Annotated in this window: 24 protein-coding genes and 1 tRNA gene; 17 read left to right on the top strand and 8 right to left on the bottom strand. The window is 58.2% G+C overall.

Features of this window, described 5'->3' with window-relative positions; translation table 11 throughout:
• Nucleotides 1-317 precede the first annotated feature (317 nt).
• Complete coding sequence (gene holA / locus ACVW0C_RS05995) at nucleotides 318-1,310, top strand: DNA polymerase III subunit delta (RefSeq protein WP_457384625.1); 993 nt, start codon at nucleotides 318-320, stop codon at nucleotides 1,308-1,310.
• Here the strand turns inward: holA and ACVW0C_RS05990 are convergent.
• The 3 genes from ACVW0C_RS05990 to ACVW0C_RS05980 all read right to left on the bottom strand — a co-directional run bounded on the left by ACVW0C_RS05990 (nucleotide 1,298) and on the right by ACVW0C_RS05980 (nucleotide 4,816).
• Nucleotides 1,298-1,909: a cytochrome c oxidase subunit 3 gene (locus ACVW0C_RS05990; RefSeq protein WP_457384624.1), complete on the bottom strand. Its 612-nt coding sequence runs from the start codon at nucleotides 1,907-1,909 to the stop codon at nucleotides 1,298-1,300. The two genes, holA and ACVW0C_RS05990, sit on opposite strands and share 13 nt — an antisense overlap.
• 118 nt (nucleotides 1,910-2,027) lie before the next feature.
• Nucleotides 2,028-3,734, bottom strand: a complete 1,707-nt coding sequence (gene ctaD, locus ACVW0C_RS05985; protein WP_457384623.1) for a cytochrome c oxidase subunit I — start codon at nucleotides 3,732-3,734, stop codon at nucleotides 2,028-2,030.
• Nucleotides 3,735-3,811: 77 nt separating this feature from the next.
• Nucleotides 3,812-4,816, bottom strand: a complete 1,005-nt coding sequence (locus ACVW0C_RS05980) for a cytochrome c oxidase subunit II (RefSeq protein ID WP_457384622.1) — start codon at nucleotides 4,814-4,816, stop codon at nucleotides 3,812-3,814.
• 492 nt (nucleotides 4,817-5,308) lie between these two features.
• Here ACVW0C_RS05980 and ACVW0C_RS05975 point away from each other — a divergent pair, with 492 nt between their 5' ends.
• The 5 genes from ACVW0C_RS05975 (at nucleotide 5,309) to ACVW0C_RS05955 (ending at nucleotide 11,071) form a co-directional block, all read left to right on the top strand.
• Nucleotides 5,309-6,436, top strand: a complete 1,128-nt coding sequence (locus ACVW0C_RS05975) for an FAD-binding oxidoreductase (protein ID WP_457384621.1) — start codon at nucleotides 5,309-5,311, stop codon at nucleotides 6,434-6,436.
• Between the two features lie 143 nt (nucleotides 6,437-6,579).
• Nucleotides 6,580-7,392: a TPM domain-containing protein gene (locus ACVW0C_RS05970; protein WP_457384620.1), complete on the top strand. Its 813-nt coding sequence runs from the start codon at nucleotides 6,580-6,582 to the stop codon at nucleotides 7,390-7,392.
• Between the two features lie 289 nt (nucleotides 7,393-7,681).
• Nucleotides 7,682-7,754: transfer RNA gene (locus tag ACVW0C_RS05965), tRNA-Thr, on the top strand.
• Between the two features lie 189 nt (nucleotides 7,755-7,943).
• Nucleotides 7,944-9,542, top strand: a complete 1,599-nt coding sequence (locus tag ACVW0C_RS05960; protein WP_457384619.1) for a DUF6930 domain-containing protein — start codon at nucleotides 7,944-7,946, stop codon at nucleotides 9,540-9,542.
• Nucleotides 9,543-9,859: 317 nt separating this feature from the next.
• Nucleotides 9,860-11,071: an RNA-guided endonuclease InsQ/TnpB family protein gene (locus ACVW0C_RS05955; protein WP_457384637.1), complete on the top strand. Its 1,212-nt coding sequence runs from the start codon at nucleotides 9,860-9,862 to the stop codon at nucleotides 11,069-11,071.
• Nucleotides 11,072-11,097: 26 nt separating this feature from the next.
• On the opposite strand, the gene fni is transcribed toward ACVW0C_RS05955, so the two are convergent.
• Nucleotides 11,098-12,156, bottom strand: a complete 1,059-nt coding sequence (gene fni, locus ACVW0C_RS05950) for a type 2 isopentenyl-diphosphate Delta-isomerase (RefSeq protein WP_414330465.1) — start codon at nucleotides 12,154-12,156, stop codon at nucleotides 11,098-11,100.
• A gap of 302 nt (nucleotides 12,157-12,458) precedes the next feature.
• On the opposite strand from fni, the gene ACVW0C_RS05945 reads away from it, so the two are divergent.
• The gene (locus ACVW0C_RS05945; protein ID WP_457384618.1) at nucleotides 12,459-13,268 is read left to right on the top strand and encodes a response regulator transcription factor; all 810 of its coding nucleotides are present in this window, start codon (nucleotides 12,459-12,461) and stop codon (nucleotides 13,266-13,268) included.
• Here the strand turns inward: ACVW0C_RS05945 and ACVW0C_RS05940 are convergent.
• Both ACVW0C_RS05940 and glgP read right to left on the bottom strand, forming a co-directional pair.
• Nucleotides 13,265-14,326: a tetratricopeptide repeat protein gene (locus ACVW0C_RS05940; RefSeq protein WP_414406483.1), complete on the bottom strand. Its 1,062-nt coding sequence runs from the start codon at nucleotides 14,324-14,326 to the stop codon at nucleotides 13,265-13,267. The genes ACVW0C_RS05945 and ACVW0C_RS05940 overlap by 4 nt on opposite strands.
• 412 nt (nucleotides 14,327-14,738) lie before the next feature.
• Nucleotides 14,739-17,339 carry an alpha-glucan family phosphorylase gene (gene glgP / locus ACVW0C_RS05935; RefSeq protein WP_457384617.1) on the bottom strand — a complete coding sequence of 867 codons (2,601 nt, stop codon included), beginning with the start codon at nucleotides 17,337-17,339 and terminating at the stop codon, nucleotides 14,739-14,741.
• Between the two features lie 152 nt (nucleotides 17,340-17,491).
• On the opposite strand from glgP, the gene mnmE reads away from it, so the two are divergent.
• From mnmE to gpmI, 4 genes are all read left to right on the top strand, one after another.
• The gene (gene mnmE / locus ACVW0C_RS05930) at nucleotides 17,492-18,871 is read left to right on the top strand and encodes a tRNA uridine-5-carboxymethylaminomethyl(34) synthesis GTPase MnmE (protein WP_457384616.1); all 1,380 of its coding nucleotides are present in this window, start codon (nucleotides 17,492-17,494) and stop codon (nucleotides 18,869-18,871) included.
• A 110-nt stretch (nucleotides 18,872-18,981) separates the two neighbouring features.
• Nucleotides 18,982-19,482, top strand: a complete 501-nt coding sequence (dps, locus tag ACVW0C_RS05925; RefSeq protein WP_414330477.1) for a DNA starvation/stationary phase protection protein Dps — start codon at nucleotides 18,982-18,984, stop codon at nucleotides 19,480-19,482.
• A gap of 39 nt (nucleotides 19,483-19,521) precedes the next feature.
• Nucleotides 19,522-20,040, top strand: coding sequence for a tetratricopeptide repeat protein (locus tag ACVW0C_RS05920; protein ID WP_011434229.1), 519 nt, complete (start codon nucleotides 19,522-19,524; stop codon nucleotides 20,038-20,040).
• A 215-nt stretch (nucleotides 20,041-20,255) separates the two neighbouring features.
• On the top strand, nucleotides 20,256-21,848 hold the full coding sequence (gene gpmI, locus ACVW0C_RS05915; protein WP_457384615.1) for a 2,3-bisphosphoglycerate-independent phosphoglycerate mutase: 1,593 nt from the start codon (nucleotides 20,256-20,258) through the stop codon (nucleotides 21,846-21,848).
• Nucleotides 21,849-21,862: 14 nt separating this feature from the next.
• Here gpmI and ACVW0C_RS05910 read toward each other — a convergent pair whose 3' ends face one another.
• Together ACVW0C_RS05910 and ACVW0C_RS05905 are read right to left on the bottom strand one after the other, a co-directional pair.
• Nucleotides 21,863-22,177: a DUF7734 family protein gene (locus ACVW0C_RS05910; RefSeq protein WP_457384614.1), complete on the bottom strand. Its 315-nt coding sequence runs from the start codon at nucleotides 22,175-22,177 to the stop codon at nucleotides 21,863-21,865.
• Nucleotides 22,174-22,761: a DUF3177 family protein gene (locus tag ACVW0C_RS05905; RefSeq protein ID WP_011434226.1), complete on the bottom strand. Its 588-nt coding sequence runs from the start codon at nucleotides 22,759-22,761 to the stop codon at nucleotides 22,174-22,176. Before ACVW0C_RS05905 ends, ACVW0C_RS05910 begins: the two co-directional genes overlap by 4 nt.
• Before the next feature lie 796 nt (nucleotides 22,762-23,557).
• On the opposite strand from ACVW0C_RS05905, the gene ACVW0C_RS05900 reads away from it, so the two are divergent.
• The 6 genes from ACVW0C_RS05900 (at nucleotide 23,558) to atpH (ending at nucleotide 26,924) form a co-directional block, all read left to right on the top strand.
• Nucleotides 23,558-23,962, top strand: coding sequence for a hypothetical protein (locus ACVW0C_RS05900; protein WP_457384613.1), 405 nt, complete (start codon nucleotides 23,558-23,560; stop codon nucleotides 23,960-23,962).
• Nucleotides 23,963-23,967: 5 nt separating this feature from the next.
• Entirely contained in the window at nucleotides 23,968-24,714 is a 747-nt protein-coding gene (atpB, locus tag ACVW0C_RS05895; protein ID WP_414349847.1) for a F0F1 ATP synthase subunit A, read from the top strand.
• 220 nt (nucleotides 24,715-24,934) lie between these two features.
• Nucleotides 24,935-25,180, top strand: a complete 246-nt coding sequence (atpE, locus tag ACVW0C_RS05890; RefSeq protein WP_235280127.1) for an ATP synthase F0 subunit C — start codon at nucleotides 24,935-24,937, stop codon at nucleotides 25,178-25,180.
• 102 nt (nucleotides 25,181-25,282) lie between these two features.
• Nucleotides 25,283-25,756 (top strand): F0F1 ATP synthase subunit B', encoded by a 474-nt coding sequence (locus tag ACVW0C_RS05885; protein ID WP_414349846.1) that lies wholly within the window; start codon nucleotides 25,283-25,285, stop codon nucleotides 25,754-25,756.
• 35 nt (nucleotides 25,757-25,791) lie between these two features.
• Entirely contained in the window at nucleotides 25,792-26,355 is a 564-nt protein-coding gene (locus tag ACVW0C_RS05880) for a F0F1 ATP synthase subunit B (RefSeq protein WP_457384612.1), read from the top strand.
• 20 nt (nucleotides 26,356-26,375) lie between these two features.
• Complete coding sequence (atpH, locus tag ACVW0C_RS05875; RefSeq protein ID WP_414330491.1) at nucleotides 26,376-26,924, top strand: ATP synthase F1 subunit delta; 549 nt, start codon at nucleotides 26,376-26,378, stop codon at nucleotides 26,922-26,924.
• The last annotated feature ends 6 nt before the right edge of the window (nucleotides 26,925-26,930 follow it).

The following is a 26,930-nucleotide window of genomic DNA, read 5'->3' as shown; positions in this document are numbered from 1 at the left end:
GGGGCGGCCCAGCCCTAGGGCAGATCCCATGCAACGGGCTAAGATTTGCACCTTAAACTCAAACTCGCCAATGCCATCCATAATCTTTAACCCTGCAGTCTCTGCTCCTAATTCAACTGTAGGAGAAGGTCTACGAAACCTCTTCAGTGGGAATACAGAACTTTTTGAGTCAAGCTGGGCTCGGTATCTTCACTTGGACTGGCTCCCTCCACCAAGTTGAGCAGGGATCCCGGCCAAACCGCTTAGACAAGGGGAACTGACCTACGCAAAATGGAGGAAGTAGGGGAAAAGCATCTCGTAAATCACTCGGTCGAAGCGTGCCCGTTTACCTGTACTGGGGGGATGATACCTATCGCCTGATGCAGGCGGTACAGCAGTTGCGGGATCAAGTGCTGGATCCCCACTGGGCAGCTTTTAACTACGATCGCCTGCCGCCGGAATCCACGATTGCCGGGCTCAACCAAGCCATGACCCCGCCGCTGGGATCCAACGCCCGCTTGGTTTGGCTGGAAGAGACAACACTCACCCAACATTGCCCGGAAGATCTGTGGGAAGAAGTGGAGCGAACCTTGGCCCAGTTGCCCCCCACCACCCATTTGCTCTTGACCACCAGCAGCAAACCGGATGGGCGCCTGAAATCCACCAAAATCCTCAAAAAAACGGCCATTGTCCGCGAGTTTTCGCAACTGGCCCCTTGGGATGAGGAGGGCATTCTCCAGCAGGTGCAGCGGGAAGCTGAACAACGGGATCTGGCCCTCAGCCCGGCAGCCGCCCAGAAATTGGCCGAGGCGGTGGGCAATGACTCCCGTCGCTTGGCGATGGAATTGGAAAAGCTGGCCCTGTTTACGGCAGGCCAACAGGATCCCATTTCTCCTGAACAAGTCGAGGCGTTAGTTCCCGCCAGCGCCTACAACAGCTTTCAATTGGCGGGATCCCTGCGCAAAGGGAATCTGGAACAAGCCCTACGCATCTTGACCCATCTGCTGGATCACAACGAGCCGGCCCTGAGGATTCTGGCGGTGTTGGTAGGCCAATTTCGCACCTGGCTATGGGTGCGGCTGCTGCTGGATCAGGGAGAACGGGATCCCAAAGTCATCGCCCAGAAAGCAGAAATCGGGAATCCCAACCGGGTTTACTTTCTGCAAAAAGAGGTGGGATCCCTGAAGACCACAGCTTTACTGAAAGCAATGCAGCAGCTTTTGCAATTGGAATACAACCTCAAGCAAGGACAGCCGGAACGAGATGCCTTTCAAGAAGCGCTGATCCAAATCGTGGCTATATTGGGTGAAGGCCGAGCTCAGAGCAAGTAGAGCAGAATAAACAGCACAACCCAAACCCCATCCACAAAGTGCCAGTAGATCTCAGCAGCTTCGACGCCAAAATGATGTTGAGCGCTGTAGTGGCCGGGTTTAAAGGAGCGCCAGAGCACCGCCAAAATGAACAGCAACCCTGCCAGCACGTGAAGACCATGAAACCCCGTTAAAACATAGAAGGTGCTGGCAAACAAATTGGTGGTGAGGCCAAACTCCAGGTTGCTGTACTCATAGAGTTGCCCTGCCAGGAAAACCGCCCCCATCAGGGCTGTGAGGGCAAACCACAGTCGCAGGCCCTTGACATCATTGGCCTTGATGGCCGACCCAGCTTTGTGAATGACGAAGCTGCTGGAGAGCAAAATCACCGTGTTGATCCCAGGCAAAAGCAATTCCCGCTCTGGGGTTCCCTCCGGCGGCCACACCGGGGCGGTGAGGCTGTAGGCCAGGTAGGCCATGAACAGCCCTAGGAAAAGACAGCCTTCTGCCACCAAAAACATCAAGATGCCAAAGACGCGATGATCCGGGTGCTCAGCATGGGCAGTGTGGGCCCTTGAGTGGCCAACCATCAGCGTTTCAGAGGCAAGGGATCCTTGCATATTCCTTTCCACCTAAATTCCTGAATTCCTGAGACTTCTTGAGGCTGTACAAGCAGCCCAGCCAAGACTGGAATACCCAGTGAGCAGGGGATCAGCCGCCCACCGGGCATCCGGCCTGCTAAGAAGAAGTAGGCTCCGCTTCTGCCAGCGCCAGCTCCCGCAAGCTCTGCAACTGAGCAGCAAAGTAGTCCAGCGTCTCTTTGCTGTGCAAGCCGTAGTCGTAGGGGCCAGTTAGCAGAATGGGATCCCCATAAAAGTTGTGATGGGGCGGGGGAGAAGAAGTTGTCCACTCCAGTGTCAGGGCCTGCCAAGGATTATCCCCAGCTTTTGGCCCGGCCACCCAGGAGTAGATGGCGTTAACCAAAAAGGGCAGGGTGGAAATGGCCAGAACAAAGGCCCCCACCGAGCTGATCCAGTTGAGGTCGGCAAATTGGGGATCGTACTGGGCCACCCGGCGGGGCATCCCCATCAGGCCCAGCTTGTGCATCGGCAAGAAGCACATGTTAAGGCCGACAAAGGTCAACACAAAGTGCACCCGCCCCCAAAACTCGTTCAGCAGCCGCCCCGTCATCTTGGGGAACCAGTGGTAGATGCCGGCATAGATCCCGAACACGCTGCCACCAAACAACACGTAGTGCAGGTGGGCCACCACAAAGTAGGTATCGTGGACGTGAATATCCAGGGGCACTGAAGCGAGGATAATGCCGCTCAACCCCCCAATGACAAACATCGAGATAAAGCCAAGGCTAAACAGCATGGCCGACCGGAAGTGGATTTTGCCGCCCCACAAAGTAGCTAGCCAACTAAACACCTTGATCCCCGTGGGAACAGCAACGGACATAGTAGCAATCATGAAGAACACCCGCATCCAGTCCGGGGTGCCGCTGGTAAACATGTGGTGCGCCCAGACGATCAACCCCAAAAAGCAAATAGCCAAGCTGGAATAGGCGATGGCCTTGTAGGCAAAGATGGGCTTGCGGGCATGCACCGGCAAAATCTCGGAGATCATGCCAAAGACCGGCAAGATCATGATGTAAACCGCCGGGTGGGAGTAGAACCAGAACATGTGCTGGTACACCACCGGATCCCCGCCGCCGCTGGGGTTGAAAAAGGCCGTGCCCGCCAACAGGTCAAAGCTGAGCAAGATCAACGCACCAGCCAAAACTGGCGTTGCAATGAGGGTAAGAATAGACGCTGCCAGCATGGCCCAGCAAAACAGCGGCATGTCTTCCATCTTCATGCCGGGCATGCGCATCTTCAGGATGGTGGTGATGAAGTTCACGGCTGCCAGGATGGAGGAGGTTCCTGCCAGCAAAATGCTCAGGATCCAGAGTTCTTCGCCCACTTTGCCGCTGATCAAGCTGAGGGGGGGGTAGGAAGTCCAGCCGGCAGCCGGAGCCTCTATGAACAGGCTGGCCAAAAGCAGGATCCCTGTGGGCGGAACCAGCCAGAAGGCCACTGCATTCAGCTTGGGAAAGGCCATATCCCGCGCCCCGATCATCAGCGGTACCAGGTAGTTGCCAAAGCCCCCTGTCAGCGCCGGCACGATCCACAAGAAGATCATGATCGTGGCGTGCAGGGTAAAGGCGCCGTTGTACCGCTCAAAGCCGAGAAAGTCGGCCTCTGGAGTAGCCAGCTCTGCCCGTACTGCCGTCGCCAGCGCCCCTCCCACCAAGTAGAAGAAAAAGGTGGTCACCAAGTACTGGATCCCGATGACCTTGTGATCGGTGGAAAAAGTAAAGAAGCGCCACCAAGGCTCAGCAGGAAGTTCAAGTTCAACCTTCGGTGCAGCAACAAGTCTTGGGCTGTCTTGCAGCTGGGTCATTGCACAAAAGCTCCTATATCGCGTTGGCAGAATGTTGTTCCCACAAGCGCAGGCCAAAGGGGCGTCAGGGATCCCGGCTAGCCTGCAGAAGGAAGGGATCCAGAATGGGACTGGAGAGACTTCAAATCTGAGGGGGAGACGCCCAAACGCTGGTGGTGGACATGGGCAAAGGCAGACTCGGCCTCAGGGGAGCCTGGCCGAGGAGAGGGATGGACTGGCGAGAAATCTGAAACGAGGGCCAAGGTGCTGCCCTCGCCACGGGCGGCCAAAACTTGCTCCTGCTGCCAGCGCTCGAAGTCTTCCGGCGTATCCACAAACAATTGCCCTGCCATCACCCCATGATAGGGGCCGCACAGCTCTGCGCAGATGATGGGGTACTGCCCCAGTTGGGTAGGCACAAACTCCAGGTGGGTTTCTCGGCCAGGGATGACATCCTGCTTCAGGCGAAATTGCGGTACCCAGAAGGCATGGTTCACATCCAGAGCCGTCATATCCAAGCGCACCCGCTTGTTTAGAGGAAGGTGCAGCTCGCTGGCCACCAGGCCGGAATCCGGGTAGGTGAACATCCAAGCATATTGCATGCCCTGCACTTGGACGACCAGATCCGGCTGGCCCATTTCCTTCCCGGATAGCACTACAGGGGTATAAGCGTAGCCGGGATCCCCCGCCTCAGCTTCGTGGGAAGACTCCATCGCCATGGCTGCGTGGATATGGCCGCCGACGTGAGCACCCCCGTAAACAGCTTGATAGACATCTAGGCTGGCCAAGCCCAACCAAAGAATGATCACCGCCGGCACCGCCGTCCACACGATCTCCAGCAGCACATTGCCGTGGCTGGGATCCCCGTCGCCTTTGTCGCCTCGCCGCTTGCGGTAGCGGACAATACAGTAGAGAAGTACACCCTGTACCACCAAAAAGATCCCTGTGGCAATGGTTATGGTGCTGTTAAAGAGGCTGTCGAACAAGGGGGCTGATTCGGCAGCAGATTCGGGAAGCAGATGGTGGTTTTGCCCGTACCAAAGGCTGGCAAGGGTCAGGAGGATCCCCATACCCACCAAGATGATGTTGCTAATCGCACTCACGACTGCTTTTCCCCAATACAGAGAGCATCTACCCTAGCAGACAATCCGCCCACAGCGTTTGCAGACTACGTTTTCTACTGTTGCCGTTTTTTGTTTTTGTTTACATTGCTTACAGGGCTTACAAAATTTTTGCCTATGGAGCCCGATCCGCTGTGCACGGACTTCCCACCGCTATCAAATACTAGTTCGCGGGGGAAAGAAAGTTGTGTAGACTTATGGATCTCTTCAGGATCTTCCTGGGTGAGCAGCGGCGAGACAGAGCTTTGGTTCCGAGATTTTCGGCAGACCTGCGCAAGGGCGGTACTGCACTGAAGGCCGGCTCTGGTTGAGGGCCATCTCTCCAAACAGAGGTTCTTGTTGCCCGCAGACTGAGGTAGGGTGAGATAACCCCGCAATTGGGCTGGTTTGGACAGGTTTTCTCTCTTTAATCTCTGCTTCTGTTTAATCTCTGCTTCGCTTTCCCCAATGTCTTCTCCCCATTCACTGGCGACCTTGCTATCTGATCCAGGGGATCCCTTGCCGATCCAGACTCCATCAACGGTCTCGGAATTGGCCGGAATCTTAAAGGAGTGCCAAGGGCGGAAAGTGCTGCCGCTGGGGCAGGGGAGCAAGTGGGGCTGGGCCCACTCTGTGGAGCCGGTGGATTTGGTTCTCAGCACGCGCGGCTTACGCCGGCTCATCGAGCATGCGGCTGCTGATCTCACCGTCACGGTGGAAGCTGGCATGACTTTGGCGGAACTGCAACACATCTTGGCCGAGCGGGGGCAATGGTGGCCGGTGGATCCCCTCTATCCGGAGCGGGCTACCCTGGGGGGCATTATCGCCACTGCCGATACGGGTTCTCTGCGCTGGCGTTACGGCGGGATCCGCGACTTGCTGCTGGGCATAGCCTGGGTGCGGGCGGATGGGGAGGTGGCCAAAGCGGGCGGGCGGGTTGTCAAGAATGTTGCCGGCTATGACCTGATGAAGCTGTTCACCGGATCCTTGGGCAGCCTAGGAATTTTGACCCAGGTGAGCCTGCGGCTTTACCCCTTGCCGGCAGCTCAGTCTGCTTTGCTGGCTACAGGATCCCTGCCGGAGCTGGAGGTTTTGTGTCGGCAGGTGCTGACCGGCCCCGTTAACCCTGTGGGGGTGGATCTCTGGCTGAGGGCAGAGGGATCCCAGGTTTGGCTCAGCTTTCATGGATCGGAGCGAGCAATCGCCCAACAGATAGCCCAAACGCGGCGGCTGGCCCCTGCAGGGCTGACTTTGCAGGAAGTGAATCCCGGCTCTCTGTCCCTGCCTCAACCCGGCTCAGGAGCAGTGCTGGCCAAGTTCGGGTGCCTGCCCAGTCAGAGCTTGGCAACACTGGAGCAGTTTCAAACCCTGTTTCCTGGAGCTCAGGTGCAACTGCACCGAGGCTGTGGGCTAGGGCGGGCTTGGCTGGTTCAGCCAGAAGTGGGATCCCTGATGCAACTGCAGCGCTACCTCAAGTCTGCGGGCGGATTTCTCCTGCTTCTGGAGGCGCCGCCGGCTCTGAAGAAGGCTCTTGCCCATGACTTTGGCCCGGCTGCAAGTCTGATGCGCAAGCTGAAGCAGCACTTCGACCCCGCCGGCACCTTTAGCCCCAGCTTGATATAGGCACTGCCCCTGTCACCGCTCCTTCCCCGGGATCCCTCTGGCCAAACGTCTTGTTCCGGTGCATGATAGATCTATAAGAAATTGAAACATTTCTTAACATCATTTCTCAGTATCTCAGCGTCAAAGCTAAGAGAGGGATCAGCATGAGCATCGAGTGGCAACGGATACTCCGCGTTGGGGTGGGCTTTTGCCTTGGGCTGTTGATTGCGGTGGGCGGGGGATCCCTGACCTGGGCGCAACCTGCCCTGCCGGTGGTGCCGATGGAGCTGCCTCAGCCGCCCGTGCCGGTCTTGGACTTGGCGGATCAGTTGACCAGCAATCAGGAAGCTCAACTGGCCCAGCATCTGAACAAGTTAGAGCAAGACACCGGCTGGAAGCTGCGGGTGCTGACTCAGTTTGATCAAACTCCAGGCCGTCAGGTGAAAGAGTACTGGGGCTTGAATGAGCGCAGCGTTCTGATGGTGGCGGATCCCAGGGGGGGCAACTTGCTGGCGTTTAATGTGGGGGATGCTGTGCGCGAGATCTTGCCACGTACCTTTTGGATTGAGCTGCAATCTCGCTTTGGCAACCAATTCTATGTGCGGGAGCACGGCACCCACCGCGCCATCTTAGAGACCGTGGATGTTTTGGATCGCTGCTTTCATCAGGGGGGCTGCCGTGTGGTGCCCGGCCTGCCTCAGGAGCAGTGGATCCTGACGCTGGTGACCTCGATTTTGGGGGGGATTGTCCTTGGGTTTGCCGGCAAGCCCCGCCATGCGGAGGAGCTGTTTAACTGGCGTTGGGCCTTGCTCATTTCTCCCCTGTGGTTCATTCTGTTCGGGGCCTTCGGTATCGGGCCGGTGGTCACACGCACGCAGGATTGGATCCCGGTGTTGCGCAACGTCTTGGGGTTTCTGGCAGGGGCTTTGGTGATCTACCTAGCTCCCATTGCTCGCCCGGCAGTGGATCGGCAGTAGCCGACTCTTGAAGTCGGATGGGTGAGTTATGATTAGATTTAGAGAAGATCAAGGCCCTCCCCAAGGGCTCTAGGCTGCTGCCCAAACGCTCCGAGCCGCTTCCGCCCTACCAAAGGGAGAGGGCGGCCAGGGATTGAGGGAGCAAGCTGGCTATTTGAGATGACTATGGTTGCATCTCTGGAGAAGCTCTCAGCAGCAACTGTCCGAGCCCTTCTCTTGTGGTGCTGGGATCCACAGGACAAGGCCAAGGGGGAATCCTGGAAAATGCTAGGCTTGGTAAAGCCAAATTGCTGGTGTAGCTCAGTTGGTAGAGCACTCGACTTGTAATCGAGCGGTCGTCAGTTCGAATCTGACCATCAGCTTCTGGTGCCATGGAACTTGGCTCTGCTGTCTCCTCTCGCTGAAGCCGAACTCAGCTTCTACACTGGTGGTTAGATTGGCATTAGCGGGATCCCTGGGTCTTGTTGACAGGAGGCCAAGGCCGATCCCTGCTCAGTTTGGCATACCTACTCAGCCGATTGGATTGTTCTCCTGATTCTTCTTGGATGTCTATGTCCGGTCTCCCAGCCGCTACGGTTCGTCGATTGCAAAAGCTGCCCCAGGTGCCCTCCGTGTGGGAAGGGGATCGCCACAAGCTCTCAGGATCGCCACCCGTGGGATCCCAAACGGAAGGGGAGTGCATTCTTTGGGTAGATGGCGTTCAGGGCGTGGTACGGGCCATGGAAGTGGTGCCCGCCGATTCTGGCTTTGAGCCGATGGTGCGAACCTTGATTGTGGCCATGGAGCGGCCCCATGCTGCCTCACCTGCTCGCCCCCAGAAGATCATCGTGCGGGATCGAGAGGTGCAATTTTTCTTACGCGGCATCCTGCACGAGCTGGACATTAAGGTGGAATGCCAGCCGGAATTGCCTCTGATCGACGAGATCCTGCAGAGCTTTGAAGAGGCCAACGAGCGGATCCCTCCCCCTCTGCCGGAACACTATGTTGAGTTGCTGGCCGGCAAAGCCCTTACCCTCTGGCGAGATGCTCCCTGGGATTACCTGGAGGATCACCAAATCCTGGCCATCGACCTAAATCACTGGGATATCCAAACCCTTTACGTCTCGGTCATGGGGCGGTTGGGCATGGAGTATGGGGTACTTTTCTATCGCTCGCTGCCCTCCCTCAAACAGTTTCGCCAGGATGCGGGCCAGCCGGATACTCCCGAAGAGATGGAGGAAGCCTTCCTCAGGCAAGATTGTCTCTATCTCACCTTCCAAGCTGGCAATCCTGAACTCAACGAACTGCCGGATCTGGACTTGGCAGAGTTGGATCCCGAGGAAATTGAGCCGAACTTCGGCACCATTCACCCCTTGGAAGGCTTGCGCGTGACTTTGCAGGAGGACGAGGCAGCGGTCTTATCGGTGGCCCTGGAAGCCTTGCATCGCTTCTTCAAGCAGTACCACCGCAAGCTGGAAGATGACTTTCGCTCCTATCAAGGTCGGTACCGCATTCCCAACCCCCAAGAGAAGGGAGCAACCCTTTCGGTGCAGGTGCGCACTCTGCCGGACGTGGCTGAAGAGCTGCTGGAGCTGGAAGGGGAGGAGGAAGAACCTGCCCAAACCCTGCTGCGGGATGATTTGGTGCCCGAGGGCGCGCAGATAGGCCTGGGGGTCTTGCCGTGGACAACGGTGGAAATGCTGCGTCGCACGGGGCAATGGCATCCTCTCCCCCAAAGCAAGCTGGTGAAAAATGGAGAAGGGCTGCCGGTGGTGATTGTGCGCACCTCTCGATCAAAAGCAAAGCAGCTCATCGAGAATTTGCGTGGGGAAGGCGGGCCCCAGGGCGTTTGTTTCAACACAGGGGTGGATCCCTTCGATGGCGATCGCTACGACTTGGAAATTGTGCAAACGGGCAATCGCGATCTGCACCTGTTTGGAGAGTTTCCCGAAGATGATCCCGTTCACTCCATGGCTCGCAAGCGCTGGGAGCGGCGTTGCCGGGATACGGGTGGCTATTGCGGCTTGGTGGTGGCGATGGGGGTGAATTCTACGCGCCCAGAGCTGCAAGTGCGCCACATTCTGGCCTTGTTTGAGATGCAGGCTTTGAACCCAACGGGACTGGGACTGGGGCCGATGGTGCGGATTAGCCGACAATTGCACTTGCCTTGACCGTCCAGATGGAGGCAGGTTAGGTGCTGCTGGTAACCTGAGCAACTTTCTCCCAGCCGGGATCCCTTCTTTCTATCTCTGGCAGGTTTACCGGGCGGTGATTCGGTTTTTCCAGGGATCCACGCTATCTTGGCTCTGGTTCTCTCCTGGGTGCTGACCGGCAAAATAGCTCGACAAAGCATCTCGACAAAGCATACAGTGGCCCTATCATCTGGGGGCTCTGGTATTGACCCTCAGCTAGAAATCGCAGGAGCCCCGCACTGTACCCGTAGGGTCAGTGCCGGAAGGAATGCGCTTTGATGAAGTACAATGAACTTATGAGCCAAGTCCTGACCATATCCTGTAAGCTCAAGGCGTTCCCGTCACAAGCCGCCAAATTGGACGCGACGATGGATGTCTTTGTGCAGGCATTGAACTGGGTCAACCAGAACACGCCGGAGAAGATCGTCAACGCGGTCAAACTGCAATCCCTTTGCTACTACGAGATTCGAGCTCGGTTCGGCTTGTCCAGTAACTTGGCTCAACAGGTGTGCAGACGGGTGGCAGGCGCTCGCAAAGTGGCGAGACAGCGCAACCGTCCGGTTAAAGAGTTCAAGCGTAGGTTCGTTACCTACGACGCACGTATCTTTTCATTCCGCGAGAAAGACTGGACGGTGTCGCTGACCACGGTTGATGGAAGAGAACGCTTTGAGCTAGCCATTGGCAACTACCAGAGGGGAATGCTGGCTGGCTCTAACCCCAAATCGGCCACCCTAGTCCAGCGGAAGGATGGCTCCTACGACATCCAGATTTGCGTAGAGAAAAACCCGCCCAAGCAACAAGATACCGACAAGGTGATCGGGGTGGACTTGGGCAGGACGGATATCGCCCATACGTCAGAGGGGGACAATTGGAATGGACAGCAGTTGAACAGAGTCCGCGACCACTACTCCAAGCTGAGGGCGGCACTCCAACGTAAAGCCAGTAAGGGCACACGCAGTTCGCGGCGCAGATGCCGTCAACTGCTGCAACGGCTGTCTGGCAAGGAGAGACGCTTTCAAACGTGGGTCAATCATCGCATCTCCAAAGCTATTGTCTCTAGGGCAAAAGCTACCAACAGCGCTATTGCTCTGGAAGACCTGACAGGGATCCGGGAAAGGGTCAATCAACAGCCACGCAGCAAAGCCGAGCGGCGTAGGACCAACAGTTGGGCGTTCTACCAACTACGTCAGTTTCTGGAATACAAGGCGAGGGCTGCAGGGGTTTCTCTGATTCTTGTGCCGCCTGCCTACACGTCGCAGACCTGTCACCGGTGCTTACACATCCACCCTGAGCAGGGTAAGTCCTACCGCAGTGGCAAGTCGTTCAAGTGTGGACACTGTGGATGGGAAGGGGATGCGGATTTGAATGGTGCGAATGTGATTGCGCTTTTGGGGGCTGTCGTAAACCAGCCTAGAGGTTCGGGCCTGTTTTGTTCTCTGGTAGAGCAGAGCAGGCTCAGGGCTACTGAAAGCCCGCTCCGTACCGCTTTAGCGGTCGGAGTCGGGTAGTTTACTTTGTGGCAAGTGCTTGGAGTTTAGGGCAAGGGATCCCAAGTATCCTGCCGCCGCAGGGTAGCTTGTCGCAGCCGAGCCAAGTTGGCCGATCCAGTGCAAAAGGCAACAATGCGCAGCTCCTCGATCACGGCGCGAAAGGTGTCCACCACTGCCTGCATCTGTCCTTGGGAGACGGCGTGTAAAGCGGGGGCGGCCATACCCACCACATCGGCTCCCAGACGGATAGCTTTGGCCGCGTCGATGCCATTGCGGATGCCGCCGCTGGCCACCAGGGGTAAGTCCGGCAGCAGGCGACGAATTTCCAGCAGGGACAAAGCCGTTGGGATCCCCCAGTCCCTGAAGCTGTGGGCAATGCGTTTTTTGAGAGCATCTGTTTGGCGATGGGCCTCCACCTCGCTCCAACTGGTGCCGCCCGCCCCCGCCACATCCAGGGCCGCCACACCGCATTCGGCCAGCCGCTGGGCTACCTTAGCACTGAGGCCATTGCCCACTTCCTTCACCACCACCGGCACCGGCAACTGCGCCACCAACCGTTCGATGCGGCCATACAATCCACGCCAGTCGGGATCCCCTTGGGGTTGAACCGCCTCCTGGAGAGGATTGAGGTGCAGAATCAGCGCATCCGCCTCGATCATCTCCACCGCCCGTCGCGCCTGCTCCAACCCATAGCCGTAGTTGAGCTGAACGGCACCCAGGTTGGCCAGCAGCAGAATATTCGGGGCCACTTGGCGCACCTGGTAAGTCCGGGCTAGCTCTGGATGTTCCAAGGCTGCCCGCTGGGATCCCACCCCCATGGCAATACCCAACTGTTGGGCAGCGGCGGCCAGTTGTCGGTTTAGCTCATGGGCAGCCTCTGTTCCCCCCGTCATGCTGCTGATGAGCAGGGGTGCCTGTAGGCGTTTTCCCAAGAACTCGCAGCTCAGGTCGATCTCCGACAACAGCAGCTCCGGCAGCGCCACATGCTCAAAGAAAAACCGCTCAAACCCGGTGCGGATCCCTTTGGCAGCCACATCCTGCTGCAGAACAATGTCCAGGTGATCCTGTTTGCGCTCGGAAATGGGGGGGAGAGAATCGGCCATCGCGTCAGCAGTGCGGAGCACCTTGGTCTTGGTAGAGATTGTCAGTCTACAACGCCGTGCGCTGCCAATCGCGTTAGCGGGACGGAGTCCTTAGGCGAACAGCATTGCCCGTTCGCGCTAGCGGGACGGAGTCCAAGGTGACTCGCTATCTACAACGACAGCGGTGCGGTTCCCGGTAGGGTGCCGGAGGCATAGCACTGTCGCGTCAGCGGTGCGGTTCCCGGTAGGGTGCCGGAGGCATAGCACTGTCGCGGTAGCGGTGCGGAGCACTATGATGTGGGCGGGATCCCAACCGAACAGCCATGCAACCCTTGCACATCTTGCTGGCAGAAGGCAACCCTCATCTGCGCAGCTTGCTGTGTTGGCATTTGCAACAGGCCGGACACCAAGTTTGGGAAGCAGAGACCCTTCGCCAAGCAAAGACTCTGCTGCAACACCAGCCCATTCACCTGCTGATTTTGGATGCGGAGCTGTCCAACCGCGGCGGGCTGCAACTGTGCCAGTGGGCCCATCGCCAGTACGATCTGCTGATTTTGCTACTCTCCCACCGGGGATCCGAAGCGGACATTATCGCCGGCCTAGAAGCAGGAGCGGACGATTACCTCACCAAGCCCTTCAGTATGCAACTGCTGGATGCCCACCTTCTAGCCTTGGCTCGGCGGCGACAGCGTCATATCCCCCCTACCTTTCTGCAGTACGGGGATCTCAAAATTGACCTGGTGCAACGGCGCGTCGCCTTGGCTGGGGAAGGGATCGACCTCACGCCCCAGGAGTTTAGCCTGCTGATGGTGCTGGTGCAGGCGGACGGGGATCCCGTCTCTCGTCTAGAGCTACTAGAGCGAGCATGGCCGGATTCCACCGATAACCCTCGCACCGTCGATACCCATATCCTCTCGTTGCGCAAAAAGCTGGAACGGGATCCGCGCCAGCCCAGCTTGATCCACACAGTGCGCAATGTCGGCTACTGCTTTGGCCTCAGCCCCCCGCTGCTTCAGGAACAGAAAACTCTGTCAGCCGCTGCAGGCGATTCAGGATCTGGGCCTCAGCGGCAGCGTCGTGGAGTCGCAGCGTCAGGGGAGGCACCTGCAAATCAATCAATCAAATCCCGCTAGGCAGATTGCGCAGGATCCCAGTCGGGATCGCTCAGTTGCAGCAGAGACCGGCGTACCCGCTGCTCCAAGGCCAGGTTGTGATGTCGGCGGCTGACCTGCAAAGCTGCCTGCAAATCCGAAAAAGCTGTTGCTTTATCTCCCATATTCCAGTAGGCCAGGCCTCGTCCGTACAAGCCATACTCGTCGGAGAGGTCAATCCGGTTCATATCCGCTTCCAGGCGAAAGGCCCGCTCGTAGTCGTCCAAAGCAGCTTTGATCTCCCCCAGCGCATAGAGAAGGTTGCCCCTGATGTAGAGAACGTTGGGCTGCTGGGGTTCTCTTTCTAAGCTGCGGCTGAGGTCGGCAATGGCCTCGTCAAAGTAATCACCACAGGCGTAGGTCACCCCCCGCTGGTAGTAGTGGGCTGGGCTGGGATCCCAGTCAATAGCCTGCGACCAATCGGCCAAAGCCGCCTCCCAGGTGCCCAGGTAGCTGTGTAAACGGGCCCGCTGGGAATGGGCAAGCGCTGAGGTGGGATCCAAGCGAATGGCTTCATCCAGATGAGCTAGGGCCAAAGGCAGGGATCCCTGTTGCATGAGCAGGTTGGCCAAGCTGAGGTGGTGGGGGACATTGGGGTGTAGGCGCACCAGCTCAGCAAACTCCGCCGTTGCTCCCTGGAGATCCCCCTGAGATTGACGAATCAGCCCGCGATAAAAATAGGGTTCTGGTCGCCGCGGGGCTAACCGGATCGCCTGGCCGAAATCCTCCAGGGCCTGGGGAACTTGGCCGAGGGCAAAGTAGGCTTCTCCCCGCAAAATGTAGGCGTTGGCCAGGCAGGGATCCCGTTGCAGAGCCAAGCTGAGCTGTTCAATAGCCCCCAGCAAATCCCGGTTCAGCCACCGTTCTCGACCACGGTTGTAGGCCAAGATGGCCGGACGGGTAAAGGCAGAGATGGCGGCTGCACCCACCAGGCCCATCACTGCCAAAAGACGATCCTGCCGCCAGCTGGCCATGCTCCCCAGCAACAGGGCAACCGCAATCAAAAGGCGCAAACCGGCAGAGTCGTGGGCTCTGAACATACTGCTCTGCACCGCTGTTACGAGCGTATCCTGTTTTTTTAATCTGCTCGCGAGCTTCTCTCTGATTCTGCCCGATTTGGCAGCGAAAAACGCCGAACAGCTCAAGCCCAAAAAGCTCCCGTAGCTCACTTGGATCAAGAGTAGAAAGGGGATCCCCGTGCTCCTCCCAACCCTTTAGCTTGTGGGGGTGTGGGGGTAGCTAAGCCCCGCACTGTACCCGTAGCGTCAGTGTCGGGATACAGATACCCCCACATGGTGTATGATGAGAGTAGTTGCACAAAACGGCTTTGCCGGAATCTGGTGCAGCTACGCGGTGGGACATCCCGTGTCTGCTCGCAGAGGGTTCTTGCGTAGGCTCCCCGATGAAGCGAGAAGCCCACACTGTACCCGTAGGGTCAGTGATGGGAGTATGTCACGCCCAGAGCATCAACCGCAGCTCATAGGGATCGTGCATATCGGGGTGAAAGGGCAGCAAGCGGATGGCTAACCCTTGCAAGCCGCTGGCCTCATAGCAAATCTGGCCGGAAAAGATGGCCCGATCCTCCAGCATCTCCACATAGCGCAGGGAGATTGCCTGTCCTTTCTGAATCTGGCCATCATCCTTGACCGGCCCCTGATAAGCTTGCACAATCACATCCTGAGGTTGCAGGGATCCCAGCCGCACTTCCACCGTCACGGTGAGGGGATCCCTGGCCATCACCACTTGGTCATCCTGTGCCAAGGCAAGGCCGGCAGCGGCAGCTTTCTTCGGGGTTTCGATCTGGACGTTGAGAACCTGGATGTTGTACCAATGCTCCTGCAGGTGGTTTTGCCAACGAACGAACTGGCGGGCCGACTCGAAGTGGTCACGGCGCATGCGGTCGAAGTAGTTGCTGAGAGGAATGTAGGCTCGCTGGACGTACTCCAACACCATGCGCTGCGTGCTGAACTGGGGGCAATTGAGGCGAATCGCCTGCTTCATGCGCTGGATCCACTGATGGGGTAGGCCATCGCTGCCGCGCTGGTAGAAGAGAGGGGCAACCTCTTGTTCCAGCAGGTCGTAGAGGGCATTCGACTCCACCTCATCTTGATAGGCGCGATCCTCATACTCCTCACCGCGGCCAATGGGCCAGCCGGTCTGGTAATAGTCAGCCTCGTCCCACCAGCCGTCCAAAATACTGAGGTTCTGTCCACCGTTGGCTGCCGCCTTCATGCCACTGGTGCCGCTGGCCTCCCGGGGGCGCAAGGGGTTGTTCAGCCACACATCCACCCCGGCCACCATCAAGCTGGTGACATACATGTCGTAGTCCTCAATGAAAACCAAGCGCTGGCGAAACTCCGGCTGCCGCGACACCTGCACGATCTGGCGGATCAGCTCTTTGCCGGGTATGTCGCGGGGGTGGGCCTTGCCGGCAAAGATAAACTGCATCGGGTACTGAGGATGGTTGAGCAAGGCCTTGAGCCGTTCCAGGTTGTGGAACAAAAGGGTGGCCCGCTTGTAGGTGGCAAAGCGGCGGGCAAACCCAATGGTAAGCACCTCCGGGTTGAGGGCCTCAGAGGCCCGTTGGATCTCAGCCGCTGAGGCAGCCCGTTTCTGGAGCTGTTCCATCAAGCGCTCGCGGGTAAAGTTAATCAGGCGGGAGCGGCTGCGCTCGTGGGCCCGCCACAATTCCCCATCCGGAATCCGATCCACCTTTTGCCAGAGGGGATCCGAAGGAGGAGCCTCTGCCCAATCCGGCCCCAGGTAGCGGTCGTAGAGGGCTTGGTTCTCCTCCCCCACCCAGGTGCGGACATGTACCCCGTTGGTGATGGAAGTAATCGGCACTTCTTCCAGCGGGATCCCAGGCCACAGCCGGCTGAACATCTTGCGGGAAACCGCCCCATGCAGCTTGCTCACACCGTTCACAAAAGAGGCCATGTTGATGGCCAGCACTGCCATGCTGAAGGGAGATTGGAAGTCGCCAGTATTTTCCCGTCCCAAAGCCAAAAAGCGCTCCCGGCTCAGGCCCATCTGGCTGTAGTAGAAGCCGAGGTAGTAATCGATCTTGTCGGGCGGGAATAGGTCGATCCCGGCGGGCACCGGCGTGTGGGTGGTAAACATCTGGCTGGACTTGGCCACCTGCCAGGCCTCTTCAAAGCTCAGCCCCTGCTCCACCATCAACAGGCGAATCCGCTCTACTGCCAAAAAGGCCGAGTGCCCTTCGTTCATGTGGTAGACGGTGGGATGGATGCCAAGGGCGCGCAAAGCCCGCACGCCGCCGATCCCCAGCATGATCTCCTGGTGGATGCGCAGATCTTGGTCGCCACCGTACAGCTCATCGGTGATGTCTTGGTCGTACTGGCTGTTGGGCTCGATGTTGGTGTCCAGAAGATAGAGGGGCACCCTCCCCACCGTCACCTTCCAAATGCGGGCGAACACCTTGCGGTTGGGATAATCCACCTCAATGCGAATTTCGCGGCCCTCCGCATCTCTCTGCAGCTCCAGGGGCATGTTAAAGAAATCGTTAACTGGGTAGCGTTCCTGCTGCCAGCCGTCGGGGTTGAGGTACTGGCGGAAATACCCCTTTTGGTAGAGCAAGCCCACACCCACCAGGGGCAAGCCCAGGTCGCTGGCCGCCTTGAGGTGATCCCCGGCCAACACCCCCAAGCCCCCTGAGTAAATGGGCAGACAATCGGCCAAGCCAAACTCGGCCGAAAAATAAGCGTAGCACTCCCCTTCCACCGCTTGGGCCGAACGATACTTGCGGTACCAAGTGTCTTCCTGCAGATAGCTCTGCAGTTGTTGGCTGGCCCGTTCCAACTGGGCCAAAAAGCCGGGATCCTCCGCCAATTCATCCAGCCGTTCCTGCCGGATCCGACCCAGAAGAGCCACCGGGTTGTGGGCACAGGCATCCCACAGATCGGGATCCATGCGCCGGAATAGGCTGCGGGTTTCCACGTTCCAACTAAAATGCAGGTTGTAAGCCAACAAGCGCAGACTTTCCAGCGGAGTAGGCAGGTAGGGAGTGACCTTGAACGTCCGTAGCGGCTTCATAGAGAATCCGGGAAGAGCGTTGTTTCCACTGTCAGGCTACCTTGCCCTCAGCCTGAGGGCGTGGCTTTTTAACTTGAATGTCGATTTGTAATCCAGTGGATGCCGAGCTGTAATCCAACGGCTGCTCGAACTCCCTCAGGGCTTTGTTTAGGATGGATCCGACTGCGCCCCTGGCCGATACGATCGCTGCCATTGCCACTGCGGTGGTGCCTGAACAGGGCAGTGTGGGGATTGTGCGCCTTTCCGGGTCACGAGCCCTTCCCATTGTCCAAGCCATCTTCACCCCTGCCCGCCGCAACGCAGTCTGGGAGAGCCATCGGCTCCTCTACGGCTGGATCCGCGACGAGAAAGGCCAAATCCTAGACGAAGCGCTGGCTGTTTGGATGCAGGCCCCCCGTTCTTACACCCGCGAAGATGTGGCAGAGCTGCATTGCCACGGTGGCATCATGGTGGTTCAGGCCACGTTGCAACAATGCCTGCGGCAGGGGGCGCGGCTGGCTCAGCCGGGGGAGTTTAGCCTGCGCGCTTTTCTGAATGGCCGCATTGACCTCACCCAGGCCGAGAGTGTGGCCGATCTGGTGGCGGCCCGCTCCCCTCAGGCGGCCCGGATGGCCCTAGCAGGCTTGCAGGGTAAGTTAGGGGGATCCATTCGCGCCCTGCGCCAGGAGCTGCTGGGTTTGTTGGCAGAAATTGAGGCTCGCCTCGACTTTGAAGAGGATCTGCCCCCCTTGGATGTTGCCGCTTGGCAGGCCCGGCTCCAAGCTATTCAAGCCCAGATGCAAGCCCTGCTGGCCACGGCAGAACGGGGACAACTGCTGCGCACCGGGGTGAAGGTGGCCATCGTCGGGAGGCCCAATGTGGGCAAGTCCAGCTTGCTCAATGCCTGGTCAGGACAGGATCGGGCCATCGTCACCGATCTGCCCGGCACCACCCGCGACGTGGTGGAATCCCACCTGGTGGTGAAAGGGATCCCCGTTCAACTGCTGGACACTGCCGGCATCCGCGCCACCGAAGATCCGGTGGAACGGCTGGGGGTGGAGCGCTCCCAACGCCTAGCCCAGGCTGCCGATGTGCTGGTGCTGGTCATCGACGCCCAAGCGGGCTGGACGGCTGCCGACGCCGCCATCTACGAGTCGATCCGCCATCGCCCCCTCATCCTGGTGATCAACAAAACCGACCTCGCCCCGCCAGAGGGGATCCCTCTCCCCCCCGAGATTGCCCACCGCGTCCCCGCCGTTGCCGCCCAAGGGAAAGGGATCCCGGAGCTGGAAGAAGCCCTGGAGCAGCTTGTCACCCAGGGACGTCCCCAGCCCAATCTGGAGATAAGCCTGAACCAGCGGCAGGCTGCTGCCCTCCGACAAGCCCAAGCCAGCCTGGAACAGGTGGGGCAGGCCATCCAAGCTCAGCTCCCCCTGGACTTTTGGAGCATCGACCTACGGGGCGCCCTGCATGCCCTTGGCCAGATCACTGGCGAGGAGATCTCGGAATCAGTGCTGGATCAGATCTTCAGCCGCTTCTGCATCGGCAAGTAACTCTATAGACTCCTCCTAACTCATACTCATTCTGAGTTTGTGTTACCATGGGCTCAGTTGGGAAGCCGAAGCGGATCCCCGATAATGGAAACACAATTAGGAGATTAGGCATGGTTACCGCCGAGAAAACCCGTCTCTACCCCACCCGGATCGACTTGCCGGCAGAGGCTCGCGCGCAACTGGTGGAGCTGCTCAACCAGTCCTTGGCAGACACGTTGGATCTGAAGACGCAGGTGAAACAGGCCCACTGGAACGTTAAAGGCATGCACTTCATCGCCTTGCACGAGATGTTCGACACTTTTGCCAGCACCCTGGAAAACTACGTGGACATGCTGGCGGAACGGGTTACGGCGCTGGGGGGCATCGCCCGCGGCACGGCTCGCATCGTTGCCCAAACCTCCACCTTGCCGGAGTACGATCTGGCCGCTGAAGAGGGCCGGGATCACCTGCAGGCTTTGGCAGCCCGTTACGCTCAATATGCAGCTTCCGTCCGCCGCAACATTGACCGCACCACCGAACTGGGGGATGCCGACACAGCAGACCTGTTCACCGAGATCTCGCGCCAGATTGACAAAGATCTTTGGTTTATCGAGGCTCACCTGCAGGCGTGACGCCAGCGAGGCCAGTCACAGGCAAGTGGATCAAGCAAAATGGGCGTTAACGTTCCCCTCCTGTATTTGGTGGCTCTGGCCAGTATCCTCGGCGTGGCGGGCTTCTTTGTCCTGCGGGAGGTGCTGCGGGTACGGGCCCAGGAAAAGGTCATCCGTGAGCTGCAGCCCCGCCTGAGCAAAGGCAAGGGATCCCCGCAGGAGCACTACGAGTTGGGCAGCGTCTATTTGCAAAAAGGCCTCTACGACCAGGCGGTTGCCCAGCTTAAAAAAGCCCTAGAAGTGGCCGGGGAGAACATTCCCCCCGTCTGCAACGCCCTCGGTTTTGCCTACTTCAGCCAGGGGCAGTACGACTTGGCCATCCGTTACTACAAGGATGCCGTGGCTGCGGATCCCGGTTATGTAACTGCTTGGAACAATCTGGCCCATGCCTATGAGAAGAAAAATCTCTATGGCCCAAGCCTGGAAGCTTACGAAACTGCCCTGAAGTTGGATCCCCGAAATGCCATTGCCAAGCGGCGCTCGGAGTCTCTGCGCAAACGGTTGCAGCCCAGCCCCTGAGGATCCCATCTGCAATTTCATCCGCAGAAATACTCTTGACCGCAGCACAGTTGTCCATAGGAGTTGGCTCTAAAGACTCCATCCTGCCTGTGCAGGCACTTCCTTATCCTCTCAAAAGAAGATTGATAATATTGAAATCTTGAGTGCAAATGTAAGATCCGGTATCGTGTTGCCTGGGCTGGTATTATGTCTTAAATAAAACGAGAGGCCATTTCATGGATTCGCAATCGGTAGCACCTGTGGTTTTGGTGATCCTGGATGGCTGGGGTTATCGGGATGCTCTCGATGGCAACGCGGTGCTGGCTGCGGAAACCCCTGTCCTGGATAGCCTTTGGGCTGCCTATCCCCACACCCTGCTGCAAGCTTCGGGTCGGGCCGTGGGCCTGCCGGCAGGACAGATGGGCAACTCTGAAGTCGGGCACCTGACCTTGGGGGCAGGGCGGGTGGTGCCGCAGGAATTGGTGCGCATCAGCGACGCGATAGAGACAGGATCCCTTTTCCAGGATCCCTTGTTGATGCAAGTTTGTCGCCAGCTCAGAGAGCGAGGGGGCCGTTTTCACTTCGTTGGCCTTTGCTCCGAGGGGGGGGTTCACTCCCACATCGACCATCTCTATGGGTTGCTCAAGCTGGCGGCCCAGGCTGAGATTCCGGCCTATGTCCACGCCATCACCGATGGCCGCGACACCTTGCCCCGCGATGGTGCCAGGGTTCTGGCCGCCCTGGAAAAAGAGCTGCAATGGCTGGGCAATGGCGTCATCGCCACCCTGAGCGGACGCTACTACGCCATGGATCGGGATCGCCGTTGGGAGCGCACCCAAAAGGCCTACGAGATCATGACCCAAGACGGCCCTGGCCGTGGACAAAGCGCCGCGGAGGTGATGGAAGCTTTCTATGCCCAGGATCTCACAGATGAGTTCATCCCGCCCACCCGCCTGGCTCCGGGGGCTGTGCAGCCGGGAGATGCAGTGCTTTTCTTCAACTTCCGCCCAGATCGCGCCCGCCAACTTACCCAAGCCTTTGTCTGCCCAGATTTCTCAGGCTTTCAGCGCCCCTTGCTGCCGGATCTCACCTTCATCACCATGACTCAGTACGAGGCGGAGCTGCCGGTGCAGGTGCTTTTCAAGCCGCAGAACCTGGATCACCTGCTGGGCCAAGTGGTGAGCGAGGCCGGCCTCAAGCAATTGCGCATTGCTGAGACGGAAAAATACGCCCATGTCACCTACTTCTTCAACGGCGGCATTGAGCAGCCCTTCCCCGGCGAAGATCGCATCCTGGTGCAAAGCCCGCTGGTGACCACCTACGACCAGGTGCCAGAGATGTCGGCAGTGGAAGTGACCGACAAAGCGATAGAGGCCATCGCCCGCCGCGAATACAGCCTGGTGGTGCTCAACTATGCCAATCCCGACATGGTGGGCCACACTGGCAACTACGAAGCCACCATCCGCGCCCTGGAAACGGTGGATCGCTGTTTGGGCCGGCTGCTGGCGGCAGTGGTAGATGCGGGAGGCACCACTTTGATCCTGGCGGATCATGGCAATGCAGAGCTGATGTGGGATGAGAACGGCAACCCCTGGACGGCCCACACCACCAACCCCGTTCCCTGCATTCTGGTGGAGGGGGAAAGGCGCAAAATCCCCGGCTGTGGCGGCGATGTCAAGTTCCGCTCCAACGGCACTTTGGCCGACGTGGCCCCCACCCTGCTGGAGATCTTGGGCCTGCCTCAGCCCCCCGAAATGACAGGACGCTCGCTTTTGCAGCCGGCAGAATATACCATTCTCCAGCGGCAACCCAGCCCTGTGGGGCGGTAGGTGCCAGGGATCCCTTACTCCGTCACTGGGATCCCTTCTTGGGCCAGCCATGCTGTTAGCTCTCCCCAGTTGCGATAGACAGCCAGAACCCGTGAGCGATCGGGGTGATAGGGGGCAGCCAAGCGCTCCAACTGCAAAAAGCGGGCCTGGGGAGGGATCACCGCCGCTTCGGGGTCGCTGGGGGTAGCTCGCCTCAAAGAGCTGCTGTAGCCTCGGTAGATAAGAACCAAGTCCATTTCTCCCTCGCTTTCCACCTCCACCCGTAGCACCTCTTGCGGGTGGTCTTGGCTATAGCGCTCCAAGGCCAAGGGCCAAGGCAGGGCCCTCATGCTTCCAGTTCCCCCTTATCAGTTCCGGGTCGCAGCCGCCAGACAAAGTAGAGGCTGTAGAGCAGGTAGGCCACCAGCCCCCAGGCCCCCACGCTCCCCAGCAGCTCCGGCGATACATTGGGATGGAAGATCTCCCGAAACCCCAGCGGTGGCCCAAACCAAGCCCGGCACTCCTCTGGCAGAGAAGTGCGGAAAGCACAGGGCACAAAGGCCCCCGAAAAGAGGATCCCGGCCCCCATATAACCAGTCAGGCCCCACCGCCAGAGCAAAAAGGCTCGCGCCGCCCAGGTTCTCGACTGCTCGAGAGCAGCACTCCAGTCCCGCCAAAACCAAAGACAAACCAAGATCAACAGCCGCGCCATTGCTCCACTGAGAAAGCTGACGGGCAGGCCCCCAATCATCAGGTACACCGTCACCGCCAAGAGGCTCGATACCCGCCAATAAACGATCAATAGCTGAATCAAGGGCCGCAACCCCACCGCAAAAGCCCAAATCAGCAGCAGCAATGGCATCACCACCGTCAGCGCCACTGCCAAGCGGTAGTCCAGCCAGATTGCATCCACCAGCCAACTCTGGGGAGTCATCCTCACCCTCTGCCACTCCTGCCCCTTAGTATATGAAACCTGGGGGATCCAGGACGGGACACAGAGAGTTACGGAATGTTAACGCCTGCTGACCATCCCCAGCAAAACTTTACACCAGACAGCTTTCAGAAAGTTTTCCATTTTGCCGCTACCGATCCCCGAAAGTGGTAGATTCTTAGCTAGCTCCTCAGAGGAGCATGACTCTAGTCAATAATAAGCTCAACTATACTGAAAATAGTGTATAATATGTTCAGTACAGATTACTACCAGTTGATCTTTCTGTTTACTTTCGAGTCTGCCAACATGGTAGCCAAAGCAAAGCAGAAAATTGGTAGTAAGACGACACGGAAACTGCGCTTTGGGTATTCTACTCAAAGCTTTGCGGGATACCGCCATTCTGGTTGGAAACAAACAGAATGCTATCGCTGCATAGTTGAACAGTGATGTTCAGCAGTGTTCAGCGTAAATGTATCAGTATCCCTGTCGTTCGGAAGGCCAGCTGCCTGTCTGAGCGACCAGCGGAGTCTCCTTCAGACCTTGGCCCAACTTAATCTCATTAAGTATTGTTACTTAATCGTGTTATCTTGGGTTAAGGTCAAACCTTGAGAGGCATGACCTCGAAACCATGGCCCGTTCTTCCAGACTCCTCTCTCACAGTTCTACCCGTTGGAAGGCGACCCAGTGGAAGCCCAGACCACTGCCTCCCTTGGAGAATGCACCTCCTTCTCCGAAGCGGGAGGAAGAGACAGGGGATCCAGTTGCGTCAGAGCCACCCCTTGCCCTGGGGAAGCCCGATTTGGCGAGGAAGGTGAAGGGTGGAGCTAGGGGGGCAGCAGTTGCTGGCAGCGGGAGCTATGAAGCGCTGCAGCTGTGGCTGGTGCTGGTTACCTTGGGGGTAAGTCTGGCCATTGCCGTGGGAGTGGCCCTGGTTTACTCTCTGAGGGTAGCTGCCAACTACTTGCTGGGGGCGGTTGTTGGCGTGGTTTATCTGCGCATGCTGGGCCGCGGCGTAGCGGAGCTGGGCAAAAGCCGCAACCGTTTGGGGGTGACGCGTTTGGCTCTGTTTGTCGGGCTGATCGTTTTAGCCACTCAGGTGAAGTCTTTACAGATATTGCCCATTTTCCTGGGGTTCATGACCTACAAGGTCACCCTGCTCATTCATCTTGTCCAGACCTTGACCCGTTCATCTTCTTCTGTGTGATGCCCATGAACCTGTCCTTCTCCTCTCCTCCTCTTTTGGCAGAACTCGAGGTCGGCCATCACCTTTACTGGCACCTGGGCAAATTCACGGTTCACGGGCAGGTTTTGATCGCCAGCTGGATCGCCATTGCCCTGATCTTGACGGTGGTTATCTTGGGCACCCGTCAACTGCAGCGGGAGCCGGCTGGTCTGCAAAACTTTGTCGAGTATGCCCTGGAATTTGTGCAGAGCATTGCCCGTGCCCAGATTGGCGAGAAAAACTTCCGGCCCTGGGTACCCTATGTCGGCACCTTGTTCCTGTTTATCTTTGTCTCCAACTGGATGGGCAACCTCTTCCCGTGGAAGCTGATTCCTCTGCCGGAAGGGGAGCTGGCCTCTCCCACCAACGACATCAACACCACTGCTGGCTTGGCGCTGCTTACCAGCATCATGTATTTCGTAGCCGGCATCAGCAAGCGGGGGCTGTCTTACTTCAAAAAATACATTGAGCCTACCCCGATTCTGCTGCCCATCAATGTTTTGGAAGATTTCACCAAGCCCCTCTCCCTGAGTTTCCGTCTGTTCGGCAACATCCTGGCCGAAGAGCTGGTGATAGCGGTGTTGGTGTTGCTGGTGCCCTTGTTTATCCCCGTGCCGGTGATGGTTCTGTTCCTGTTTACGGGGGCAATTCAGGCTTTGATCTTCTCAACCCTCTCGGCAGCTTACATTGGAGAGGCGCTGGAAGGTCATGGAGGAGGGGATCACCACGATTGATCCCGCTGTTTGGCCGATCACCTTGGCCTTTTCACGGAGGATCATCTCAAGTGGGCCAGCGCAAGGGATCCCTTCTTTTGGTAAGGTTTGTTGGGGCTGACAGATTGGTTCTGAAAGCCGCCGACAAGGGAGTGATTTGAGGCTGTAGTGTATCAGACCCGATCACCTCTGAAGCTCAAGAGACGTTGTTGTTGTGTCAATCACCAAGGAGCATCTCACTATGGATCCGTTAACCTCTGCTGCTTCTGTTCTGGCTGCTGCTCTGGCCATTGGTCTGGGATCCCTGGGTCCTGGGATCGGACAGGGGAACGCCGCTGCTGCTGCGATGGAAGGGGTGGCCCGCCAACCTGAGGCGGAAGACAAGATCCGCGGCAACCTGCTGGTTAGCCTGGCCTTCATGGAAGCTCTGACCATCTACGGCTTGGTGGTGGCTTTGGTGCTCTTGTTTGCCAACCCCTTCGCCTAGTGTCCTACGGGGGCGGGCCGCAGCGATGGCCGAGGTGAGCCATATCCGCCCCCCAACCCGGCCTGACGGTAGACCTAAGTTTCTGTTGGGGTCATAACACCCATGCTCTTCCAAACTCTATTGGCTGTTGAAGCGGCTGAAAAAGGTGGTCTTTTCGATCTGGATGCCACCCTGCCCCTGATTGCCATTCAGTTTTTGCTGTTGGTGGCAGTGCTCAACTCCCTCTTCTATGAGCCGGTTACGCGGGCTATCGACAGCCGCAGCGACTACATCCGCACCACTCAAGCGGAAGCCCAAGAGCGGTTGGACAAGGCGGTGTCGTTGACCCGACAGTATGAGTCTGAGATCAGCCAGGCCCGCTTGCAAGCCCAGCAGGTGATCGCTGAGGCAGAGGCTGCAGCTGCTCGCATTCGTTCCGAGAAACTGGCTGCTGTGCAGGCAGAGATCCAGCAGAAGCTGGAGGCGGCGCGGCTACAGGTCGAGCAAGAGAAGCAGGCAGCCCTCGAACAGCTGCAGCAGCAGGTGGATGCCATTGCCGCCCAGATTACCCAGAAACTGTTGGGCAGTGCTCGTTAGATCGCTGGTTGGAAGTACTTTTGGAGGAGCTTGCGATGCCTGTGTGGAGTTGGGTGGCCGGTTGGATCTTGGCTGTGGCCGAGACCACGGAGCTACTCCCAGAAGCCAAGGCAGGAGAGGGGGATCTCTTGGCCAAGATTCTCGAGAGCAACCTGATCAACATCGCGATCATTCTCACCTTGCTGTTTATCTTGGGTCGCAAAGTGGTGGGAGAAGCCCTGGCCAAGCGGCGGGAGGGGATCCTAGAAGAACTGCGGCAGGCGGAGCAGCGCAAACAGGAAGCCATCGAGAAGCTGGCGGAGGAGCAGCAAAAGCTGGCCCAGGCTCAGCAGGAGGCTGAACGTATCCGCAAGCAGGCGGAAGCCAACGCCGAAGCCCGTCGGCAAGAGTTGTTGGAGCAGGCGGAGCGGGAAGTGGAGCGGCTGCGGGCCAATGCTGAGAAAGAGTTGTCCAGCGAGCAGGAGCGGATTCTTCAAGAGTTGCGTCGGCAGATCGTTCGCCAAGCCCTGAGCAAGGTGGAGCAGGAGTTGCCGCAGCACCTCAACGAAGAGGTTCACCGCAGCTTGATCGAGAAAGGGATCCAAATGATTGCCCGCTAGCTCTCAAGGAGGAGAAAGGTATGATCAGCAGCACAATGGCTGAGAAGGTGGTGGATCCCTATGCCGAGGCTCTCATTGCTCTTGGGTCAGGCCAGGGATTGCTGGACACTTTTGCCGCCGATATGCGCTTTATTGCCGAGGTTTTGCGGGCTACGCCGGAGCTGGGCCAGTTTCTCGCCAACCCGGTGATCAAGGCCGAGGCCAAAAAGAACCTGCTGCAGCAAGTATTTGCCGATCAGATCCACCCTCTGCTGCTCAATGCGCTGAAGTTGTTGACCGACCGCCGCCGTATCATGTTTCTCGGGGCCGTCTGCCGGCGCTTTTTGGATCTGCAACGGAAGCTCCAGAACATCGTCCTGGCCGAGGTGACGACGGCGATACCCTTGACGGAAGCTCAGCAGCAGTCAATTCGCGAGCGGGTGATGGACTTCACCCAGGCCAGCGGTGTGGAGTTGCAAGCCACTCAGGATCCGGAGCTGCTGGGAGGGGTGGTCATCAAGATTGGATCCCAGGTGATCGACCTCAGCTTGCGTGGACAGTTGCGCCGGCTGGCCTTGCAGTTGGCCTAAGTTGGT

It is taken from the genome of Thermostichus sp. OS-CIW-26 (assembly GCF_054058395.1).
The sequence above is the reverse complement of the archived record's forward strand: the minus strand, read 5'-3'. Positions and strand labels throughout refer to the sequence as shown.

Coding starts and splice junctions, on each gene's coding strand:
- ACVW0C_RS05940 (WP_414406483.1), bottom strand. CDS start 14,326: ATGTTCAGAGCCCACGACTCTGCCGGTTTGCGCCTTTTGATTGCGGTT.
- ACVW0C_RS05970 (WP_457384620.1), top strand. CDS start 6,580: ATGAGCATCGAGTGGCAACGGATACTCCGCGTTGGGGTGGGCTTTTGC.
- ACVW0C_RS05990 (WP_457384624.1), bottom strand. CDS start 1,909: ATGCAAGGATCCCTTGCCTCTGAAACGCTGATGGTTGGCCACTCAAGG.
- mnmE (WP_457384616.1), top strand. CDS start 17,492: ATGGATCCGACTGCGCCCCTGGCCGATACGATCGCTGCCATTGCCACT.
- fni (WP_414330465.1), bottom strand. CDS start 12,156: ATGGCCGATTCTCTCCCCCCCATTTCCGAGCGCAAACAGGATCACCTG.
- atpB (WP_414349847.1), top strand. CDS start 23,968: ATGAACCTGTCCTTCTCCTCTCCTCCTCTTTTGGCAGAACTCGAGGTC.
- ACVW0C_RS05920 (WP_011434229.1), top strand. CDS start 19,522: ATGGGCGTTAACGTTCCCCTCCTGTATTTGGTGGCTCTGGCCAGTATC.
- ACVW0C_RS05905 (WP_011434226.1), bottom strand. CDS start 22,761: ATGACTCCCCAGAGTTGGCTGGTGGATGCAATCTGGCTGGACTACCGC.
- ACVW0C_RS05885 (WP_414349846.1), top strand. CDS start 25,283: ATGCTCTTCCAAACTCTATTGGCTGTTGAAGCGGCTGAAAAAGGTGGT.
- ACVW0C_RS05960 (WP_457384619.1), top strand. CDS start 7,944: ATGTCCGGTCTCCCAGCCGCTACGGTTCGTCGATTGCAAAAGCTGCCC.
- ACVW0C_RS05955 (WP_457384637.1), top strand. CDS start 9,860: ATGAGCCAAGTCCTGACCATATCCTGTAAGCTCAAGGCGTTCCCGTCA.
- dps (WP_414330477.1), top strand. CDS start 18,982: ATGGTTACCGCCGAGAAAACCCGTCTCTACCCCACCCGGATCGACTTG.
- ACVW0C_RS05880 (WP_457384612.1), top strand. CDS start 25,792: ATGCCTGTGTGGAGTTGGGTGGCCGGTTGGATCTTGGCTGTGGCCGAG.
- ACVW0C_RS05945 (WP_457384618.1), top strand. CDS start 12,459: ATGCAACCCTTGCACATCTTGCTGGCAGAAGGCAACCCTCATCTGCGC.
- gpmI (WP_457384615.1), top strand. CDS start 20,256: ATGGATTCGCAATCGGTAGCACCTGTGGTTTTGGTGATCCTGGATGGC.
- atpH (WP_414330491.1), top strand. CDS start 26,376: ATGATCAGCAGCACAATGGCTGAGAAGGTGGTGGATCCCTATGCCGAG.
- ACVW0C_RS05910 (WP_457384614.1), bottom strand. CDS start 22,177: ATGAGGGCCCTGCCTTGGCCCTTGGCCTTGGAGCGCTATAGCCAAGAC.
- atpE (WP_235280127.1), top strand. CDS start 24,935: ATGGATCCGTTAACCTCTGCTGCTTCTGTTCTGGCTGCTGCTCTGGCC.
- glgP (WP_457384617.1), bottom strand. CDS start 17,339: ATGAAGCCGCTACGGACGTTCAAGGTCACTCCCTACCTGCCTACTCCG.
- ctaD (WP_457384623.1), bottom strand. CDS start 3,734: ATGACCCAGCTGCAAGACAGCCCAAGACTTGTTGCTGCACCGAAGGTT.